The organism is Paraglaciecola hydrolytica (assembly GCF_001565895.1).
GTDB lineage: Bacteria > Pseudomonadota > Gammaproteobacteria > Enterobacterales > Alteromonadaceae > Paraglaciecola > Paraglaciecola hydrolytica.
This window is the reverse complement of record NZ_LSNE01000003.1, coordinates 1,223,839-1,241,453: the sequence shown is the minus strand read 5'-3', so window position 1 is coordinate 1,241,453 and position 17,615 is coordinate 1,223,839. Positions and strand designations below refer to the sequence as shown.

The 17,615-nt window shown below is 43.4% G+C and carries 16 protein-coding genes; 9 read left to right on the top strand and 7 right to left on the bottom strand.

Going from position 1 to position 17,615, the window contains the following annotated elements; all coding sequences use genetic code 11:
* The 4 genes from AX660_RS07930 to AX660_RS07915 all read right to left on the bottom strand — a co-directional run.
* On the bottom strand, positions 1-1,273 hold a 1,273-nt coding region (locus tag AX660_RS07930), incomplete at its 3' end, for an aldehyde dehydrogenase family protein (protein ID WP_068374962.1).
* Positions 1,274-1,319: 46 nt separating this feature from the next.
* The gene (locus AX660_RS07925; RefSeq protein WP_068374959.1) at positions 1,320-2,588 is read right to left on the bottom strand and encodes an acyl-CoA dehydrogenase family protein; all 1,269 of its coding nucleotides are present in this window, start codon (positions 2,586-2,588) and stop codon (positions 1,320-1,322) included.
* Between the two features lie 57 nt (positions 2,589-2,645).
* Positions 2,646-3,377, bottom strand: a complete 732-nt coding sequence (locus tag AX660_RS07920) for a hypothetical protein (RefSeq protein WP_068374958.1) — start codon at positions 3,375-3,377, stop codon at positions 2,646-2,648.
* A 43-nt stretch (positions 3,378-3,420) separates the two neighbouring features.
* Entirely contained in the window at positions 3,421-5,103 is a 1,683-nt protein-coding gene (locus tag AX660_RS07915; RefSeq protein WP_068374957.1) for a nitrilase-related carbon-nitrogen hydrolase, read from the bottom strand.
* 167 nt (positions 5,104-5,270) lie between these two features.
* On the opposite strand from AX660_RS07915, the gene AX660_RS07910 reads away from it, so the two are divergent.
* Positions 5,271-5,951, top strand: a complete 681-nt coding sequence (locus tag AX660_RS07910; protein WP_068374955.1) for a hypothetical protein — start codon at positions 5,271-5,273, stop codon at positions 5,949-5,951.
* Between the two features lie 50 nt (positions 5,952-6,001).
* Complete coding sequence (locus AX660_RS07905) at positions 6,002-7,318, top strand: MFS transporter (protein ID WP_068374953.1); 1,317 nt, start codon at positions 6,002-6,004, stop codon at positions 7,316-7,318.
* Positions 7,319-7,512: 194 nt separating this feature from the next.
* Here AX660_RS07905 and AX660_RS07900 read toward each other — a convergent pair whose 3' ends face one another.
* Positions 7,513-7,968 (bottom strand): DUF2141 domain-containing protein, encoded by a 456-nt coding sequence (locus AX660_RS07900; protein WP_068374951.1) that lies wholly within the window; start codon positions 7,966-7,968, stop codon positions 7,513-7,515.
* A gap of 76 nt (positions 7,969-8,044) precedes the next feature.
* A complete protein-coding gene (locus tag AX660_RS07895; RefSeq protein ID WP_068374946.1) occupies positions 8,045-8,818 on the bottom strand; it encodes a GntR family transcriptional regulator in 774 nt (257 codons plus the stop codon).
* A 333-nt stretch (positions 8,819-9,151) separates the two neighbouring features.
* Between AX660_RS07895 and AX660_RS07890 the strand changes: the two genes are divergently transcribed.
* From AX660_RS07890 to AX660_RS07860, 7 genes are all read left to right on the top strand, one after another.
* Positions 9,152-9,928 (top strand): maleate cis-trans isomerase family protein, encoded by a 777-nt coding sequence (locus AX660_RS07890; RefSeq protein WP_068374943.1) that lies wholly within the window; start codon positions 9,152-9,154, stop codon positions 9,926-9,928.
* A 61-nt stretch (positions 9,929-9,989) separates the two neighbouring features.
* The gene (locus AX660_RS07885) at positions 9,990-11,003 is read left to right on the top strand and encodes a hypothetical protein (RefSeq protein ID WP_068374940.1); all 1,014 of its coding nucleotides are present in this window, start codon (positions 9,990-9,992) and stop codon (positions 11,001-11,003) included.
* A 200-nt stretch (positions 11,004-11,203) separates the two neighbouring features.
* The gene (locus tag AX660_RS07880; protein ID WP_068374938.1) at positions 11,204-12,403 is read left to right on the top strand and encodes a CaiB/BaiF CoA transferase family protein; all 1,200 of its coding nucleotides are present in this window, start codon (positions 11,204-11,206) and stop codon (positions 12,401-12,403) included.
* A 33-nt stretch (positions 12,404-12,436) separates the two neighbouring features.
* Complete coding sequence (locus tag AX660_RS07875) at positions 12,437-13,363, top strand: hydroxymethylglutaryl-CoA lyase (protein WP_068374931.1); 927 nt, start codon at positions 12,437-12,439, stop codon at positions 13,361-13,363.
* Between the two features lie 69 nt (positions 13,364-13,432).
* Complete coding sequence (gene leuC / locus AX660_RS07870) at positions 13,433-14,869, top strand: 3-isopropylmalate dehydratase large subunit (protein ID WP_068374930.1); 1,437 nt, start codon at positions 13,433-13,435, stop codon at positions 14,867-14,869.
* Positions 14,869-15,513: a 3-isopropylmalate dehydratase small subunit gene (gene leuD / locus AX660_RS07865; RefSeq protein WP_068374928.1), complete on the top strand. Its 645-nt coding sequence runs from the start codon at positions 14,869-14,871 to the stop codon at positions 15,511-15,513. The genes leuC and leuD overlap by 1 nt, the downstream gene beginning before the upstream one ends.
* Positions 15,514-15,621: 108 nt before the next feature.
* Complete coding sequence (locus AX660_RS07860; protein ID WP_068374924.1) at positions 15,622-16,797, top strand: MFS transporter; 1,176 nt, start codon at positions 15,622-15,624, stop codon at positions 16,795-16,797.
* Between the two features lie 185 nt (positions 16,798-16,982).
* Here AX660_RS07860 and AX660_RS07855 read toward each other — a convergent pair whose 3' ends face one another.
* Positions 16,983-17,492 carry a hypothetical protein gene (locus tag AX660_RS07855; RefSeq protein WP_068374923.1) on the bottom strand — a complete coding sequence of 170 codons (510 nt, stop codon included), beginning with the start codon at positions 17,490-17,492 and terminating at the stop codon, positions 16,983-16,985.
* Between the last annotated feature and the right edge of the window lie 123 nt (positions 17,493-17,615).

Genomic DNA, 17,615 nt, shown 5'->3' with positions numbered 1-17,615 from the left:
CTTGCCAAGCGTGTTGTTCTGCACCAAAGACATAAGCCGCCAAACCATAAACGGTTTGATTGGCCAAAGCTGTGGCTTGTTGATCGTCAGTAAATGTATGTACCGTGGCTACGGGGCCAAAAATTTCTTCTAAGCATTGCTCTCCACTTAAACCAGTGATCAGGGTAGGGGCATGAAACCAGCCTGTGAGGTGCGCGGGTAAGACTGTGTTTTGCAGTACTTTGCCCCCTAGTTTGACATAGTCAGTCACACGTTGTTGCACATGCTGTAAATGCCCTTGGTGCACTAACGGCCCCATCTGACTGCTGGTATCGGTAGATTCACCAATCACAATCTGCGCCATTTTTTGTTTGATTAAGCTAAGCAGTTCATCATATACCGACTCGTGCACAATCAAACGACCTAAGGCACGGCACCACTGACCATTTAAGGTGGTTAGCCCGGTGAGCACACCTGCGGCAGCAGCGTCTAAGTCAGCATCTGCTAAGACCACTAAGGCGTTATTACCGCCCAGTTCGAGTTGCGCTGGTTTAATTTTGGCGCCACAGCTACTGCCAACCGCTTGGCCACCCAAAGCGCCGCCAGTAAAAGAGACCGCAGCCACCCTGTCGTCGGCACATAAGGTCGCACCCACTGCGCCATCACCTTGTAACATTTGAAAAACGCCATGGGGCAAATCTGCGGCGACTATGGCCTGTGCAATAGCTTGGGCTGAACCCGCCGCCCATTCAGAGGGTTTAAAAATGACGGTACAACCGGCAGCTAAAGCACTGGCTAATTTGTGACAAGCAATACCAGAAGGCGCATTCCACGGGGCGATAATCGCCGTAACACCCAAGGGCAAACGCTGCATTATGATTTTATTATTAGTGTTACCCACTAATTCTTGTTCTTCTGGTAAAGAGCGCAACAAAGCGGCGGCGCCACTAAAAGCCAGCCCGCAAACCTTGGCAAACTGTTTGGTCAGGCTAATAATGACGCCAGTTTGTAGGGCATCGGCAATGGCTATTGGCTCAGCATATTGGCTTAAATTTGAGGCGATTTTATCTAAATAGTCAGCACGTTCGGTGTAACTCAACTCAGACCACGAACAATTGACAAAGGCTGCAGCGGCACTTCGAATAGCGCTGTTTATTTGCTGTTCATCACTACTCAATTGCTGGCCTATGGGCTGGCCGTTATTGGCGTTGCATAAAGCCCTGTGCAAATCGAGCTTAGGCAGTTGCCATTGTCCGTCGATGTAATTTTGTTGTTCTGGTAATGCAGTTATCAAGTTAAAGCCTCTACCTTTAATTTTGGATTAAATTATGTGACAAGCCTTAGCTTTTTACGCCAAATTGGTTTTGTTCGGCACCTTCCACTTCCATTTGCGCTGCCATTAATCGTCCGCGTTCGGCTGGAAATGCTTGCACCAAGGCCATGGCCATTTCACGTAAACCGTGAGCGCTTGGGTTGGAAAATCCGGTGCCTGTAGTACCCGTACATTTGAGCGCGGTAACGGCGATATTAAAGCCTGCTTCCGACACTACGCCTTTACACAATCTCCAACGCTTCACCACTTCTTGTTTGGGTAAAATTTCAGGTTGAGCGGTTTCTAATTCGAGTTGACGACGTAACCACAACATGGCGGTTTCTAAGTCGCACATCATTTGCCCTATAAGTTGTTGATGCATGGGTGAGCTGGCGATGGACTTACCTGAGTCACCAAATTTAGCCGCCGTTATAGTGGCTAAGGTTTGTTGGTAAATAGACCAAGCTTGACCTAAATACACAGCAATGCTGGCTAATTGATTACCGACAAAACTACCACGACTCATTTGCATACAACGTACAAAAGCGGCCGGCACAGCTAAAGAGTCAACATCGGCGACAAATACATCTTTTAAAATTAAACCGTGAGTGGCAGAGCCACGCATGCCGATGGCGTCCCACTTTTGTCTTTCGCTGACACCGGCAGCATCACGCGTAACAAAAAAGGTGGCTAAGCCACTGGCATCTTCGTAGCCATCAAGGCTGGCAGTCACTAGGTATTGATCGGCAATGCCGGTCGCACAACCAAAGGCTTTAACCCCATTTAACAGATAACCACCTTGCACTTTTGTGGCTTTAGTGGATATGGTAATAGCGGCGGTTTCAGATTTAACCGCTTCGCTGGCAAAGTTGGCTAACCAACGGCCATCACGGCCCATGGTGTAGAGCACTTTTTCCGCAAAGGCTTTAACGGCAATTGCATCTTCTGAATTGAATAAACCTGCTTCGAGGGCTTCTAAGGCTAAGAGTCCGCGCGAGGCAGAAGAGCAATGAAAAAAGAAACACATGGCAGTGGAAGGGCAAACGCTACCTAAAGCAAAAGTCGCGGCGGCCATATCACGCAAGGAGCCACCTAAACCGCCGTATTCTTTAGGAATGATCAAACCGAGTAGCCCAGAATCACTAAGGGTTTTAACATGAGGTAAATGAAATTCGCCGCTGCGATCTACTTCACTTGCTGCGGCCTTGATTGCAGGCAATACGCTTTCGACTATTTGTGCGCGCTTTTTTTCATCGGCATTCATATTATCGACAAAATATTCGGCGGTTAATTTCATATTTTTCCCCAACTCGTTTTAGTTCTTATGGTTAACTAGTTTGTTACTTTATCTTGCTTATTCGCCACGCAGTAAGGCGCGCAATTGTTCGCTGGCATCGCTACCAATTAAACCCCCGACACGTGCCCACACGGGATCGATTTCTGGATTGAAAATGGCAGCGCGGTTGGCCTTATCTCTGGCAGCTAATTCGTCGCCAGATACTGGGCTGGTTACGCCGTTTTCCACTAAGTCGTACCAATAATGCAGGTAACCTTCAGCATGGGAAAACAAAGTTTTGAAGGCCTCTTCACTGGCGCGATGCACTAACATCCACGGCGACATAATGGCGCGTTGGCGCGGAGAAATGTGCGCGCGCTCTATGCCTGCAATGGCTTCAGCCGCATCAAATTTTTCGGTCAGTGGCAAAAATACTTCATTCATATAATCGGTATGGGCGCCCAAATCGACACGAGGAGTCATATCTAAGTGAAAAGCATAATGCTCACCGGCTTTTACCGAATCTAAGGTGAAGTGGGGCACTGCACTATTTGCTGGCATAAAACCGTACAACATGTGTGAGTCCAAGTGAATTTGTGGCACCACTATTGAGCAAGTGACCAATTTTTGCAGTGGACCACCTTCAAACACTCTGACTTTACCCACTTCACCTTGGGCCATGGGCATGTGACTAATCAAGGTCATATAAGCACCACCGTCAGCTTCGAGGACTTCTTGCATGGCAAACTTAGTGACGATTTTATCTACTGTGCTGTCGGATAATTCTCTGGGTAAAGATAGTTGTGACATAGTTATTCTCTTTATTTAAGTCTTAACAAAATTGGCGTGTGTGTTACAGCATGGCTTGCATGAGTTTCCACGGGCGATTGGCAATTAAATCCGTGTTTTGTGAACATACTTTGTTATGCGCCGCTTGCGGGTGAATTTGCGCACTGGTGATCTTGCAATCCTGCACACCGCTGACTTGCACTCCCGCACTTAACAGCCCGTCAAATTTACGCTCTTGCCATGGCGTCATAATGGTAAATTCTTTTTGCAGGCTACAAATGACATTATCTTGTGAATGCTGACTGGCAGAGATGATATTCACGCGGTTTTCTGAGGCACGTTCAAGCAAGCCGGTAGTGGATTGCCATTTTTCTTGTTGAGACACAGGTGCCAGTACCACTTCGGTGCCTTGCATGGCGATCAAACGAAAGCTTTCGGGATAGATGGCATCGTCTTCTAAGGCTAGGCCGATACAGCCATAAATACTCTGATAGGTGACAAAATTATCGGCCAAGGCGGACCACGAAAAACGCTGACTAAAATGTACTTGGCCTTGCTGAAGTTCTATTCCACGATGACTAATCAATACCGCACAGTGGGCCAGTTGATTGTTAATTTTGCCAATTATGCTGGTTGCCACTAGTTGGTTGTCAACACAGGCTTGTTGAATGCGTTTGACGACCTCATAGCTCATTGCAAGTTCTTTATGGGCTTGAGCTATATCGTCTAGCCAAAATAATTCAGGCAAACAGATTAATTTACTCTCTGGTAGTGCGGTAATCGCGGCCACGACTTCATCTAGCGCGGCGTGCCCTTTAGCCATAATACTGATGGCCGAGGCCTGTAAATCGATGGCACCTGTAAATTCAGCTAGAGTTTGTTTGGCAGGATCGTCACCCAAGCTTTGATAAAGCTCAGGGCGGCGCTGTTTAAATATATCAGTGCCATCGGGACGAGTTTTACTATCGGCTAATTGCGGATCAATGTCGGCCCAGATGACTTGTTCTGATTTACCGGCAATGGCCAATACAGTGCCGTCTGGTGCAACAATTTGGCTGTCGCCAGCACCATTTAAAAAGTGTACTGGAATATTGGTGGCTTCTGATACAGGAGCCAATAATGGCTCGGGGATAAGTGGCCCAACTTTATTGGCCGCAACAATAAAAACTTTATTTTCTGCCGCTCTAACCGGAATATGTAAATCACCTTCATCTAGGGCAAAAGAATTTAAGCTGTTACATAAAATTTGTGCACCACGTAAAGACAAACCACGCGGAGTTTCATTGATTACCCCGTCCATGCAGGAGTACATGGCTAACTTGCCAATAGGCGTATCAATAATGGGGCCTTCACAGTCGGCAATGTCTAAAAAGTCATTTTCATGACCGACTAAGACTTGTTTGTTGTTTTGGCCGAGTAACTCACCTTGGGGAGAAATTAATAAACTGGTGCCAGTACATTGATGTTGTCCAACTCCAGGGCGTTGCACAGTAGCGTTGATGACCACATAGGCTTTAGCGGCGATAACCGCGGTTTTAATGCTAGATAAAAATTCACCATCCAAGGCTATCGCCACATCAAAACAATGCTCTTGATTATCATACCAAGAATTATGATTGATAAATTCAGGTAACACGATCAGGTCAGGTGAACACTTTGCAGCTTCTTGTATCATGCGCACACAGGTTTTTAAATTGTCTTGCACATTATTGGTAACGGCAAATTGGGCAGCTGCAACTCGGATCATGCTATTTCCTTTTTGATAAGGTAGATCAACGTTTCTGTCATTACATGTTTTATTTGTTATAAAGCAATGACATTAAACTATCTATTCAGTAATGACTAATTGATTGATATAACAATATATCATATATTGAAGGAAATCAGCAAAAATGTTCATGGCAGGAGTAATTAATGGTAGATGAATTTGAATACAGTATTGGATTAGCTTTGTTTGATTTTATCCCCGTGCTGTTATCTAGCGTTGGCCTGATCTTGGTGGCCTTAAGCATTGGCTTGATCAATCCTCAGGTTAAAAAGTTCGCACTCTTCTCTGCCATACTGATCATTATCGGTGGTTTTTGTAAGGTGTTTTGGAAGTTTCTCATTGCTAGCACTGACGTGCATTACCCAGTATTGAACAATAGCTTTTTTATCTTTATGGCACCCGGTTTTACTCTATTAACTTATTATTTGTGGTCTGCAAGGCAAGTTTATAGACACAGAGTGGTATCTCAATACGCCATATTCTTACCCTTACTGGTTATTGCACTATGCGCTGGCGCAGCAGGGTATCTTGCTGTGCAATTTCCACAAAAACGTTTGTGGTTTATTGCGCTGTTAACCTTAGTCACCTTGGCTAACATTGTTTTTATTTGGCATGCGGTAAGGCATTGTTGGCAACAAAAACTCAAACCGAGTGCGCTGTTGTTTATTCTTAATTTGGTCGGCGTGTTTGCGCTTGCTGGTTTAGCACGGGCAGGGCATCAAGATGAAGCAACTCAATGGATAGAACAGATCCTTAATGCCTTTACACAAGGTGCGTTATTAGTTGCGGCTTACTTACTTTATAAAAAACATAAAAAAATTGATTAAGTCGGGAATGCATACGCGTTTATCACTTAGCTGTAACACTAGGAAATACCATGTCTGACTCAAGAATAGAAAAAAAATATCTCGGGATCCAACTCTCTGAGGGGGTCAATTCGTGGCATATGTCGACTTTCTATTTGACCTGTATTGCTTGTATTTTGTTAGCCACTTTTATTAATGCTTTCCAGCCTTTTTTGTTTAGCGAAATCATGAATATTCCTAAGGCAGAGCAAGGTGTTGTCAGCGGAAAATTAAATTTTTGGGGCGAAATGGCCATCATTTTTTCGGTGGGCATATGGGGAGCTTTATCGGATAAGATCGGTCGCCGTACCATTATTGTCATTGGTTTTTTATTAGTTGCCGCGGCGCTTTATCTCTACCCACAGGCCAAAAGTGTTAATGAGCTGATTATTTACCGTATTATTTACGGTCTAGGTATTGCCGCTGGCACCTGCATGATTGTTACTTTACTGGCTGATTACGCTAAGGACATTAATCGCGGTAAAGCAGCTGGATTGCAAGGTGTATGTAACGGCATTGGAGCAGTTATTGCCCTGTTTGTATTGTTACGTTTACCTGCGGTATTTCAAGAACAGGGCATGTCGGCTATTGATGCAGGTCATAAAACTTATATCATCGTGGCAGTTTTTGCCGTTGTGGTGGGCTTATTATCCATTCGTGGTTTGAAAGCCCATCAACCTGCCGTCAACGTTCACAAACAAGCTATTTCGACGATGATGTTAGATGGCATCAAAGCCGCCCGCGAACCTGGTATTGCCTTAGCTTACGGTGCGGCCTTTGTATCTCGCGCTAATTTAACCATAGTGGGGGCATTTATGACCTTATGGTTATCTAATTATGGTACTGAAGAAGCGGGCATGTCAGCGGCCGACGCACTCAAAAAAGCTGGCATCATAGTGGCGATTGCGCAAAGTGTGGCTTTATTTGGCGCTCCATTTTTTGGCATCTTAACGGATAAGATCAATCGAGTTTCGGCGTTATTGATAGCCTTGTGTATTACCTTTATCGGTTATTGCAGCACTTACTTGGTTAATGACCCTTTTGGTGGCGGCATGATAGTGGTGGTAGTGATTATTGGTTTAAGTGAAATTGGCGCCATTATCACCTCGGGCGTATTAATCTCTCAACAAACACCCAAAGAAAAACGCGGCGCTGTGATTGGTATTTTTAATTTATGTGGAGCGATTGGTATCTTAGTTTCTAGTGTGGTCGGCGGTTATTTGTATGATCACTGGGATCACTCAGGGCCCTTTGTATTTGTAGGATTTTGTGGTTTGGTCGTATTTGTGTGGGGTTTAATTGTGAGACACAAAATCATTCCATTGAACGAACAAGTGATAGCAAAATAATTCCAAACTAACTAGCAGATTAGACTTGCCCTATTGGACAGTAGAGAGTGTGAGCAGAAAGTGCGAGTAAAGACTGTGAGTAGAAAGCACGAGTAGAAAATTAAAAAGCCCCTAATCTCATATAGTTTAGTGGCTTTTTTGTAACCCTTTCAACCCGCGCGAGGTCCGCTTGAAACTGCATCTTTGTTGGCGATTTAATCCATATTAGCCAAAGTGATGTTTTGCACAATATCCTCTGCGGCAACTTGGAAGCTTGCATCTTTATATTTAGGTGGCCCCATGGTGCCCTTGGCATTATTTGAGGTGCCAACGGGTTCTTTGGGAATGCCTATCCAATTGCTTTTAAGCTCACCGTTATTGTCTTTGTCCTGAAATAAATACAGGGCGTATTCGCCCTCTGGTAGCTCAAGGGTAAATTGCAGCGTTTTATTTGTTATTTGACCTTCCAGCGAAATAATTTTTTGTGCAAAAATTTCTGTTGGTTTGTCTGACAACCAATGATCCTGTTTATTGTAGACAGCGACCATTAGTTGACCTTTTTCCGATAATACTTCGGTTAAATTAACCTTGATATTTTGGCTAAAAACCCCAGTAGAAAGTAGGCTAAGCGCCAAAACATTGCCTGTTAGTAGGCTAAACTTAAGGTTCATAATATTTCCTATTACAATAACAAGTAGCCAAACAACACTAATTCAAGCAATGAAAAAAGTTGCGTGTAATACGCTACTATTTCATCGAAAATTCCATCTCAAATTGATATTGGTCAGGGCGGTAAACCGCATACATGTGATCAAATAATTCGCCATTTTTGTCATACATTGAACGGTCAAGCACTAACAAGGGTTTGCCCGTTGGAATGCTTAAATGCATGGCGGTATCCACATTGGACAAGGTTGCAGTAACAGATTGTTTTACTTTGCCAAGTTCAATCTCAATACCTGACTTTCTAAAAATCTCCATACGCGACATTTTTAATAAGTTTTCTTCACAGTACAAACCGCCTATGTCTCTGGTCCAACTGCCGTAATATCCAAAGGGTACACCGTCTGATAAACGAATACGTTGAGATTGAATGAGTTCAGTATTGCCATCGATGCCAAAACGCTCTTGGATATCAAGAGGAGGAATTGCACTGCGAAACATCAACGACTGCACTTGGGTTTCGCGGCCCATCACGGCCAGATTTTCTAATAAACCTGAAATAGGCGCAGCGAGTTGTTCTGCTCGATGTTTGTATGTGACATGGGAGCCTTTGCCACGACGACGACTTATGTAGCCTTCTTCGGCTAACTCATCCATGGCGCGTTTAGCGGTAATTCTAGAAACACCAAACACATCAGATAATTGATGTTCTGTTGGCATTTTGTCGCCGAAGGGGATCTCACCTAAGTGAATCTTTTCTTTTAAAAATAAATAAACCTGATGATACAAAGGCGTTGGCACATCGCTTTTTAGCGCGTGTTTCAAACGAGGATCTTTTAACAGTTCTTCAAATGTCATAATGTCATGTCTACTTTAAGGAGAGTGCTTAGGATTTTAGACCAATTAAGCCAGTTACTTTAATCTAATCTATAAATACCTAAGCTACAAAAAATGGTTATTTTGTATGTTATAGGCATAGTACAAATATAACAAACTCAGCAGGATAATCAATTACTGTCGCAAACAGATTTTATCAACCCCGCTTCTATAGCCAAAATCATTGGGATGACACATCGTCATCGCCGACCTTAAGCAATATTGAATAAATGCAGCTAATGATATAGCATTAGGTCAAAATGCGGATGGCATACTACGCATGTCTCAATTTAATGCCTCACTTTAAGGATCAACATGGATAATTACCAAATAGCTCGTCGTGCGCAAATCGGCGTTATTATTCCCTCAACCAATACTGGTGTTGAATACGATCTGCAAAAACTTCGCATTGATGGGGTAACTTGGCATCCATCGCGGTTTTTTATTGAATTACGTAATTGGGCTGATGAAGTGGCCAAAACAGGTGAATCAGACAATCAGGTTTTTGAACGCTTTTTGGAAATTATGCGCGGCGAAATTCCTTATTCAATCCGTAATATATTAAGTGCCAAAGTCAGTCACATTATGTTGGGTATGTCGGCTGAAACCTTTTGGGGCGGGCTCGAAGGCAATATCGCTTTTGAGAAGGAAATTAAAGATCAAATCGGCGATTTAGGATTAACCACTGGGGCAGGTGCCACTAAAGATGCCTTGCAAAAGTTTGGATGTAAAAAAATCTCGGTGATCACGCCTTATCCACAAGTAGGCGACGAAAACGTTATCCGCTTTTTTAGTGATATTGGTTTTGAGGTGCATAAGGTTAAAGGGCTTAATCGTCCTTCAGCCACCGCCATAGCGGAAACTAGCATCAAACAAGTGGTTGATGCTATTCACGAAGTAGATGCAGATGACGTGGATTGCATTATTCAATGTGGTACTAATTTATCCACGGTGGATATTTTTCCAAGTTTCGAACACATCCTAGGTAAACCCATGTTACCCATTAATACCGCGACTATCTGGCATGCCTTAAGGGCTTGTGGCATTAATGACAAAATTACCGGTATGGGCCGTTTATTAGAAGAGTTCTAAAAATTGGTTTCGAGCCAAAGCAAATACAGGCTGTTTTAACTAAAGGCTTAAAGGAGTGGCTATGCGTTTTAGTTTACCTTGGGGTATCGCCGCTTGTTTTGGGTTAATAGCCTTGATTTACCTATTGGGACCTTATAACGCCGACATCACTTTTGCCGAAGATCAGGGAGCTTTGTGGTATTACTGGAAACTGCCCAATCCTAGTTTTTGGACACATTTTACCGCGTGGAGCTTTTATACTTGCCACCAAATTGCCATTTGGTGGTTAATCTACTCAGCTAAACAAAGTTACTCTGCTAAAGCTAGGGATACAGCCACTAACACTGCCAGTTATCAAACCTTTGGTTTACATAAAGTCAATATTTACGCCTTAGGTCTTAACCTGTTTTTTATCTTATTACATATCGTACAAACCAAAATTTTTTACGATGGTTTGGCGCAAGACGTGAGTAACTTAAGCGCGCAATTTTCAGTGATCATTTTACTGGTGATGGTGATGATGATTGAACATCAACGTCGTGGATTGTTTTTTGGCAAAAAGGTCAAAGTGCTTGAGCGTACTTATGCCCTAGTGAAGGACTATCACGGTTATTATTTCGCTTGGGCGATTATCTATACCTTTTGGTTTCACCCCATCGAAACCACACTGGGGCATTTGTTAGGTACCTTTTATACTTTTATGTTGATGCTGCAGGGTAGTTTGTTTTTCACCCGTTTTCATCGCAATAAATACTGGACCTTGTTACTCGAAACCTTTGTATTGTTGCATGGGGCTTTGGTGGCGTATGCCTCGGTACATGGTGAATCCGTATCCATGTTTGCCTTTGGTTTTGCTGTGATATTTTTTGTCACCCAAATCTATGGATTAGGTTTAAAAAAACCGCTGATCTACAGTTTAACCTTACTGTTTGCTGTCTTGGTTGGCTTTTATTATCAAAACAACATCGCCTCTGCCACACAGATTTTTCGCATTCCTGCCGCAATCTATGGCGGGGTATTTATCATGTTGGGCTTATTTTTTATCGGCAGTCTCATCTATCGCCTCAGCAATCTACGTAATACTAACAAACAGTAAATAAACGTTGTTTGCAATGCGGGAAATCATTGTTTGTTTCTCTCGCATTCAAATACCTTAGCCAAAAAAATCCTCATCCAATAAGTCTCCACCCGCAAAACTCATGACGAATAAAACAGATAAATGTTGCTGGGCAACCATTAATGATATAAAGTTATATCATTGCGTCAACATGTGACTCTGCATTATGGGATCTAAATATGAGCAAACCTTTAGCTGGCATTAAAATTATAGACTTAACCCATATGTTATCTGGGCCTTACGGCTCGATGATATTGTCCGATATGGGGGCAGATACTATTAAAGTTGAGCCACTAAAAGGTGAGGGCACACGCAGTTTATTGGCTCGTGATCCCAATAATTCATTGGACGGTTTTGGTGCGTATTTCATTACCTTAAACCGTAACAAACGCTCAATAGCTGTGGATTTAAAAACCGAAGAAGGAAAACAAGTCTTCTATAAATTGGTTAAAGAAGCCGATGTGGTCATCAGTAATTTTGGGCCCGGTGTACCTGAGCGTTTAGGTATTGATTACACCACTTTAGCTACTCATAACCCACGAATTATTACCTGTACTATCACGGGTTTTGGCTCTGAAGGTCCGGGTGCAAAACGTCCAGCCTTTGACCAAGTGGCACAAGCATTTGGCGGTGGTATGTCAATTACCGGCCACAATATTGAAGATCCTTTGCGTGCCGGTATTCCCATTGGTGATTTAGGTGGCGGCATGTTCAGCGTGATGGGTATTTTGGGCGCCATAATAGAACGTTTTACCAGTGGCAAAGGCCAGCATGTTGATATTTCTATGCTTGATTGCCAAATATCTATGTTGAATTACATGGCTACCATGCACTTTCTATCCGGCGAAAATCCTTATCCAATTGGTAACTCCCATTTTGTGCACGTGCCCTATAACAGTTATAAAACTCAGGATGGTCATATTATTTTAGCGGTGATCACCGACAATTTTTGGCAAAACCTGAAAACCGTAGTGAATATTGCTGAATTTGAGCATGATAAATACGATACCCAACCGGGGCGTTTTGCTGATAAGGCCCTGATAGATGATAAACTCAACGTCTTGTTTGCCACTAATACTAATCAGTATTGGATTGGCTTATTAGAGCAAGCACGTATTCCCTGTGCCCCTGTCAATAAATTCAGTGATGCCTTAAACGACACTCAAGTACGTCATCGTAATATGGTGGTTGACTTGCTTCACCCTGATGGCAAAAAGACCCAAGGTCCGGGCAATCCCATCAAAATGTCACGTTCAAATGAAGAAAGTTTTTCTGCGGCTCCCCATGTAGGTCAGCACACAGAGCAAGTTTTGTCTGAGTTATTAAAACTGTCTAAAGACGAAATTAGCGAATTGAAAACTAAAGGCATAGTGGCTTAATCGTCACTCGTTATAAAAAACGGTGTAATAAATATGACTGAATTTGTACGAATTAATGATGTTGGGCCCCGTGATGGTTTGCAAAATCAAGCCACTATTCTCAGCCCTGCACAGCGTTTAGAGTTAATTCATGCTTTAGTTGTTGCTGGTTTACCCGCCATCGAAGTTGGTAGTTTTGTCTCACCTAAAGCTGTGCCTGCCATGGCGGGCGCTAGCGAGATTGTGACTAGCCTGAATAAGGATGGGGTCAATAAGCAGGCTTATTTACAATCCTTGATCCCAAATCAAAAAGGCTATGAGCTCGCCAAAGAAGCAGGTGCCGAGGCCGTGTTATTGGTGGTGTGCGCCACTGAAACCATGAACCAAAAAAATGTACGCATGAGCATTTATGACGGTTTGGCGCAGGCGCAAGACATAATCAGCCAAGCCAAAACTGACAAGATTGACGTACTAACTTGTATCGCCGTGGCGTGGGAATGCCCTTTTGAAGGTAAAACCTCGCCTAAAGTAGTTATTGATCTGGCCGCAAAGTTAGCAGGCTTTGGTGCAAAAGAGCTAGTGATCGCCGATACCATAGGTGCGGCTACGCCTAAGTCTGTGTTTAGCTTGATGTCTGAGTTAAGCAAACAACATAGTCAGCATAGTTTGGCTTGTCACTTTCATGATACTCGAGCAATGGGGTTAGCCAATGTTTATGCTGCTTTAGAAGCCGGTATTCGGCGTTTTGATGCCTCAGTGGGTGGTTTAGGCGGTTGTCCTTTTGCCCCCGGGGCCACGGGTAATGTTGCCACCGAAGATGTGGTGATGATGTTGCACCAAATGGGCTTTAATACAGGCATTGATTTGGAAAAACTCATGGCTGTAGGCCAACTCGCAGGGCAAATGACCCATACCCAAACCGGTGGGCGAGCCCATAATTGGCGTCAGTTACAGTTAGACAAAGGCAAAGCTTTATTTTAAGGCCTAGCTAAAAACTTCAATTACGCCTCTTTTTTACCTTAATACTCTGTGCAACCAATAAGAAACTCTATGAGCGGACAAACTTTATACGACAAAATCTGGCAATCTCATTTGGTGTCAGGGGATGATGAAGCGGCGTTAATTTATATTGATCGGCACATTATTCATGAAGTGACCTCGGCTCAGGCCTTTGAAGGCATAGAGCTAGCGGGCCGCAGCATATGGCGCAGCGACTCTATACTTGCGACGCCTGATCATCAGGTACCCACCACTGAGCGAGAAAAAGGCAAGGCTGGATTTGTAGATAAATTAGCCCTGTTGCAAGTCACCACACTTGACGACAACTGCGACAAAAACAACATAGTGCAATTTAAATTAAATGATCAACGGCAAGGCATAGTCCATGTGGTGGGTCCAGAGCAAGGGGCTTCATTGCCCGGTATGACCATAGTTTGTGGAGATTCTCATAGCTCAACCCACGGTGCTTTTGCCGCTCTAGCCCAAGGTATAGGCACATCTGAAGTTGAACACGTATTAGCCAGCCAATGTTTACAGCAACAAAAATGCAAAAACTTGCGGGTCTTGGTTAACGGCTGTTTACCCTTAGGTATCACCGCCAAAGATCTCATTTTGTATATTATTGGCAAACTTGGTACAGCAGGTGGTACAGGCTATGCCATTGAATATGCTGGCGAAGCCATTGAAAACCTATCCATGGAAGGGCGTTTAACCGTATGTAATATGACCATAGAAGCTGGCGCTCGAAGTGGCCTGATTGCTTATGATCAGGTTACCGAAAACTACTTACACGGCAGACCTTATGCGCCCAAAGGTGCAATGTGGGACTCAGCAATACAATACTGGCGTACTTTAGTTAGTGATGCCGATGCCGTATTTGATAAAGAATTAATCATAGATGCTAAGGATATTCTGCCGCAAGTCACGTGGGGAACCAAACCCGACCAAGTTGTAGCTGTCACGTCACAAGTACCAGAGATAAGTTCTGCTAAAGACGCCGTACAACAAGCTGATTGGCAAAAAGCCTTGTCTTATATGAGCTTAAACTCAGGTACTGCTATTTCCTCTTTGAGCTTAGATCAAGTCTTTATTGGCTCTTGCACTAATGGCCGCATTGAAGATATTCGCGAAGTAGCCAAGGTCGTTAAAGGCAAAAAAGTCGCATCAACTATAAAACGCGCTATGGTCGTGCCAGGCTCAGGCTTAGTGAAACAACAAGCTGAAGCTGAAGGTTTAGACAAAATCATTATGGCGGCTGGACTGGAATGGCGTTTTGCTGGCTGTTCTATGTGTAATGCCATGAATCCAGATTCATTAGCCAGTGGTGAACGTTGTGCCTCTACCTCCAACCGTAATTTTGAAGGTCGCCAAGGGCAGGGTGGACGTACGCATTTAGTCTCGCCAGCCATGGCAGCAGCTGCCGCCATAGCCGGGCATTTTGTCGATATCAGGCAGGTTGAATTGGCACAGTTAGAAGGAATACATTAATGGCTGCTTTTGTTGCACATCAAGGGTGGGTAGCACCCATGGATAGATCCAATGTGGATACCGATGCCATGATGCCCAAACAGTATTTGAAATGTATTTTTAAAAGTGGTTATGGTGATTGGGCCTTTGACGATTGGCGCTATTTAGATGCCGGTGATGTGGATGTTGATGTGAGTACCCGGCGCAAAAACCCAGATTTTGAACTCAATAAAACCATCTATCAAGGTGCCAGTATTTTACTGTCGCGAGAAAACTTTGGTTGTGGCTCTAGCCGTGAACATGCGGTGTGGGGCATACGCGACATGGGTTTTAAAGTCGTTATTGCCACTAGTTTTGCCGATATTTTTTATAACAATTGTTTTAATAATGGCATCTTGGCGCTGACATTAAAGCCTGAACAAATTGAACGTTTGTTTGAGTTGTCGGGTGATAAAGCCATGAGCTTAACGGTGAATTTACAAGAAAAACGGGTAACCCTGGCTAATGGTGAATTTTATAGCTTTGAGCTTGAAGAAAATCGTCGTTTTAAAATGTTAAATGGCTTAGATAATGTCGCTACTACCTTGTTAAAAAAACAAGCTATTCAGGACTTTGAAAAGCAACATAAACAAACTCATCCCTATTATTTTACTCCCTTACGTTAAGCCCGTTGTTTGTCTGCAGCAACTTAATAAAGGGTTAATCCACTAGATTAACGCGCCATTTTGGTAATGTAGTTTTATCAGAAAAATAACTCTGTCAGGATATCCGCTATGCCGATTTTATTTTTTACCGTATTAATTGATTTAATCGGTTTTGGTATGGTGATCCCCATCCTGCCTTTTATGGCGCCTCAGCTAGGTGCCAGTCACTTTGACATCGCCATGATCATCATTGCCTATTCTGTTTGTGCCGGTTTGTTTGGTGGCATGTGGGGCAAACTGAGTGACAAATTTGGTCGTAAACCCGTGATCATCTTTTGTTTGTTGGTGACGGCTATTTCTTACGTAATGCTGGCTTTTGCGCACACACTCACGGCTGTGTATATGGCCAGAATTTTGGCTGGCAGCGTGGCAGGTATTTACGGTGTGGCATCAGCCATGGTGGCAGACATATCAAACCCCGAGGACCGCGCCAAGAGCATGGGCGTGATTGGTTCAGCCTTTGGTTTAGGCATGGTAGGCGGACCTTTTTTAGGGGGAGTATTAGCCGGTGATGATATCAACTTTTTTCTTCCTTCCATGGTAGCCGCCAGCTTTTCGGTAATGGCAGGCCTTTATGCCGCCTTCTTTTTGCGTGAGTCCCACGGCGTGGAGCAACGGCAAGCCCATAAAGTGTGGCGCAAAGAAACCGGTAAAGTGAGTTTTATTAGCTTACTTAAACAAACCCATAACCGTTGGTTGATCATTGAGTTTTTGTTTCATTCTATGGTGGTCTCCACCGTGACGTATTTATTCCCCTTGTGGATGGGCTCTGAATGGGATTGGGGCCCAAAACAAATAGGCATTGTGTTTGGCATTCAGGGTTTATTAATGGCGATACTACAAGCCAAACTCATAGGTATTCTTAGCCGCAAATTTGGTGAGTTAAACGTATTAAGTACCGCCATTGCCACCTTAACCTTAGGTTTTTTGTTGGCCAGTCAGGCCCAACAAGAACATTGGATGATAGCCAGTTTCTTTTTGTGTATCACAGGGGCCAGTAGTTGTGCGCCGGTGATGAATTCCATTTTGTCTAAACGTACTCCACTAGAATACCGTGGCAGAATGATGGGCAGTGCTAGTGCATTAGGAGCATGGGGCAGAGTGGTTGGGCCCTTGCTGGCTGGCAGTCTATTAACTTTAGCGGGTTTTTCTATTGCATGGGGAGCAGGGATTATTGTGGGTTTGTTGTATATAGCCTGGCCTGTGCGCGAGTTATATCAAGCGCGTCAAAAGGTTTTATCCTGATGTTTTTGAATTCGCGAAGTTTAAGATATTGCTGCACAAATCGTTAAAACGAGTTGGATTCAAACAGCAAATAGAAGCTTATACTTTTAGGATGGAAATGAGCAAAAAGAGCTCATGTGCTTAAAGTAATCTGCATGGAGGAGAACGAGCGTAGCGGTTATTCAGTGAGCGCCTTGTTAGATTTATTACAGAATGGCGCCATTAAAACCATCTTCGATTTTAGTATATGTAACTGGAGGAATAACACAGCCATAAACTTCCTTATTAAAATGAAGCTCAAATGTAGTCCATGCTCCGGACGAAATTGGGAATTCTGCTTCATACATTAGAAAATGGGATTGTTCGTACGGAATGTTACTTGTTAGTTTTACATTTAGCGGACTAAGTGACTCGTTGCTTGCAAAGTCTTTGATATAGAAGGAGTCGTTAGATAAATTTTCGACCTCAGTTTCAATCTTGAAATACAGCTTTATCTTCAAGTTTTCAGATGAGTTATCCCATTTTTCATACCAGATAGGAACAATATAGTAAGGCACAGACCAGCCAGAAATAGCACTACCTTGTGGGTTGAACCACGTAACATCATCACAAGTAATTGAGTCAGTATCAGGAACATACGAAATCCCACGTCCAACAGCACAAGCTTGTAAAAATATGCACATCAGCAGTAACTTGGATATTTCTCTAATTCGCATTGGAAACCTAATACTTAACATATAGGGATTTTAAGAGCGCTTTTCAGCGAGTAAAAATCCCGCTGGCCTGCCTTATAAGGTCTTGATATCACTTGAAAAGCCACCGCCGGACAATGCGTGTGT

Excerpts from the sequence above, each read along its gene's own strand:
- AX660_RS07920 (WP_068374958.1), bottom strand. The coding sequence starts at position 3,377 with ATGTCACAACTATCTTTACCCAGAGAATTATCCGACAGCACAGTAGAT.
- AX660_RS07855 (WP_068374923.1), bottom strand. The coding sequence starts at position 17,492 with ATGCGAATTAGAGAAATATCCAAGTTACTGCTGATGTGCATATTTTTA.
- AX660_RS07880 (WP_068374938.1), top strand. The coding sequence starts at position 11,204 with ATGAGCAAACCTTTAGCTGGCATTAAAATTATAGACTTAACCCATATG.
- AX660_RS07875 (WP_068374931.1), top strand. The coding sequence starts at position 12,437 with ATGACTGAATTTGTACGAATTAATGATGTTGGGCCCCGTGATGGTTTG.
- leuC (WP_068374930.1), top strand. The coding sequence starts at position 13,433 with ATGAGCGGACAAACTTTATACGACAAAATCTGGCAATCTCATTTGGTG.
- AX660_RS07890 (WP_068374943.1), top strand. The coding sequence starts at position 9,152 with ATGGATAATTACCAAATAGCTCGTCGTGCGCAAATCGGCGTTATTATT.
- AX660_RS07885 (WP_068374940.1), top strand. The coding sequence starts at position 9,990 with ATGCGTTTTAGTTTACCTTGGGGTATCGCCGCTTGTTTTGGGTTAATA.
- AX660_RS07900 (WP_068374951.1), bottom strand. The coding sequence starts at position 7,968 with ATGAACCTTAAGTTTAGCCTACTAACAGGCAATGTTTTGGCGCTTAGC.
- AX660_RS07860 (WP_068374924.1), top strand. The coding sequence starts at position 15,622 with ATGCCGATTTTATTTTTTACCGTATTAATTGATTTAATCGGTTTTGGT.
- AX660_RS07925 (WP_068374959.1), bottom strand. The coding sequence starts at position 2,588 with ATGAAATTAACCGCCGAATATTTTGTCGATAATATGAATGCCGATGAA.
- AX660_RS07910 (WP_068374955.1), top strand. The coding sequence starts at position 5,271 with ATGGTAGATGAATTTGAATACAGTATTGGATTAGCTTTGTTTGATTTT.
- AX660_RS07915 (WP_068374957.1), bottom strand. The coding sequence starts at position 5,103 with ATGATCCGAGTTGCAGCTGCCCAATTTGCCGTTACCAATAATGTGCAA.
- leuD (WP_068374928.1), top strand. The coding sequence starts at position 14,869 with ATGGCTGCTTTTGTTGCACATCAAGGGTGGGTAGCACCCATGGATAGA.
- AX660_RS07895 (WP_068374946.1), bottom strand. The coding sequence starts at position 8,818 with ATGACATTTGAAGAACTGTTAAAAGATCCTCGTTTGAAACACGCGCTA.
- AX660_RS07905 (WP_068374953.1), top strand. The coding sequence starts at position 6,002 with ATGTCTGACTCAAGAATAGAAAAAAAATATCTCGGGATCCAACTCTCT.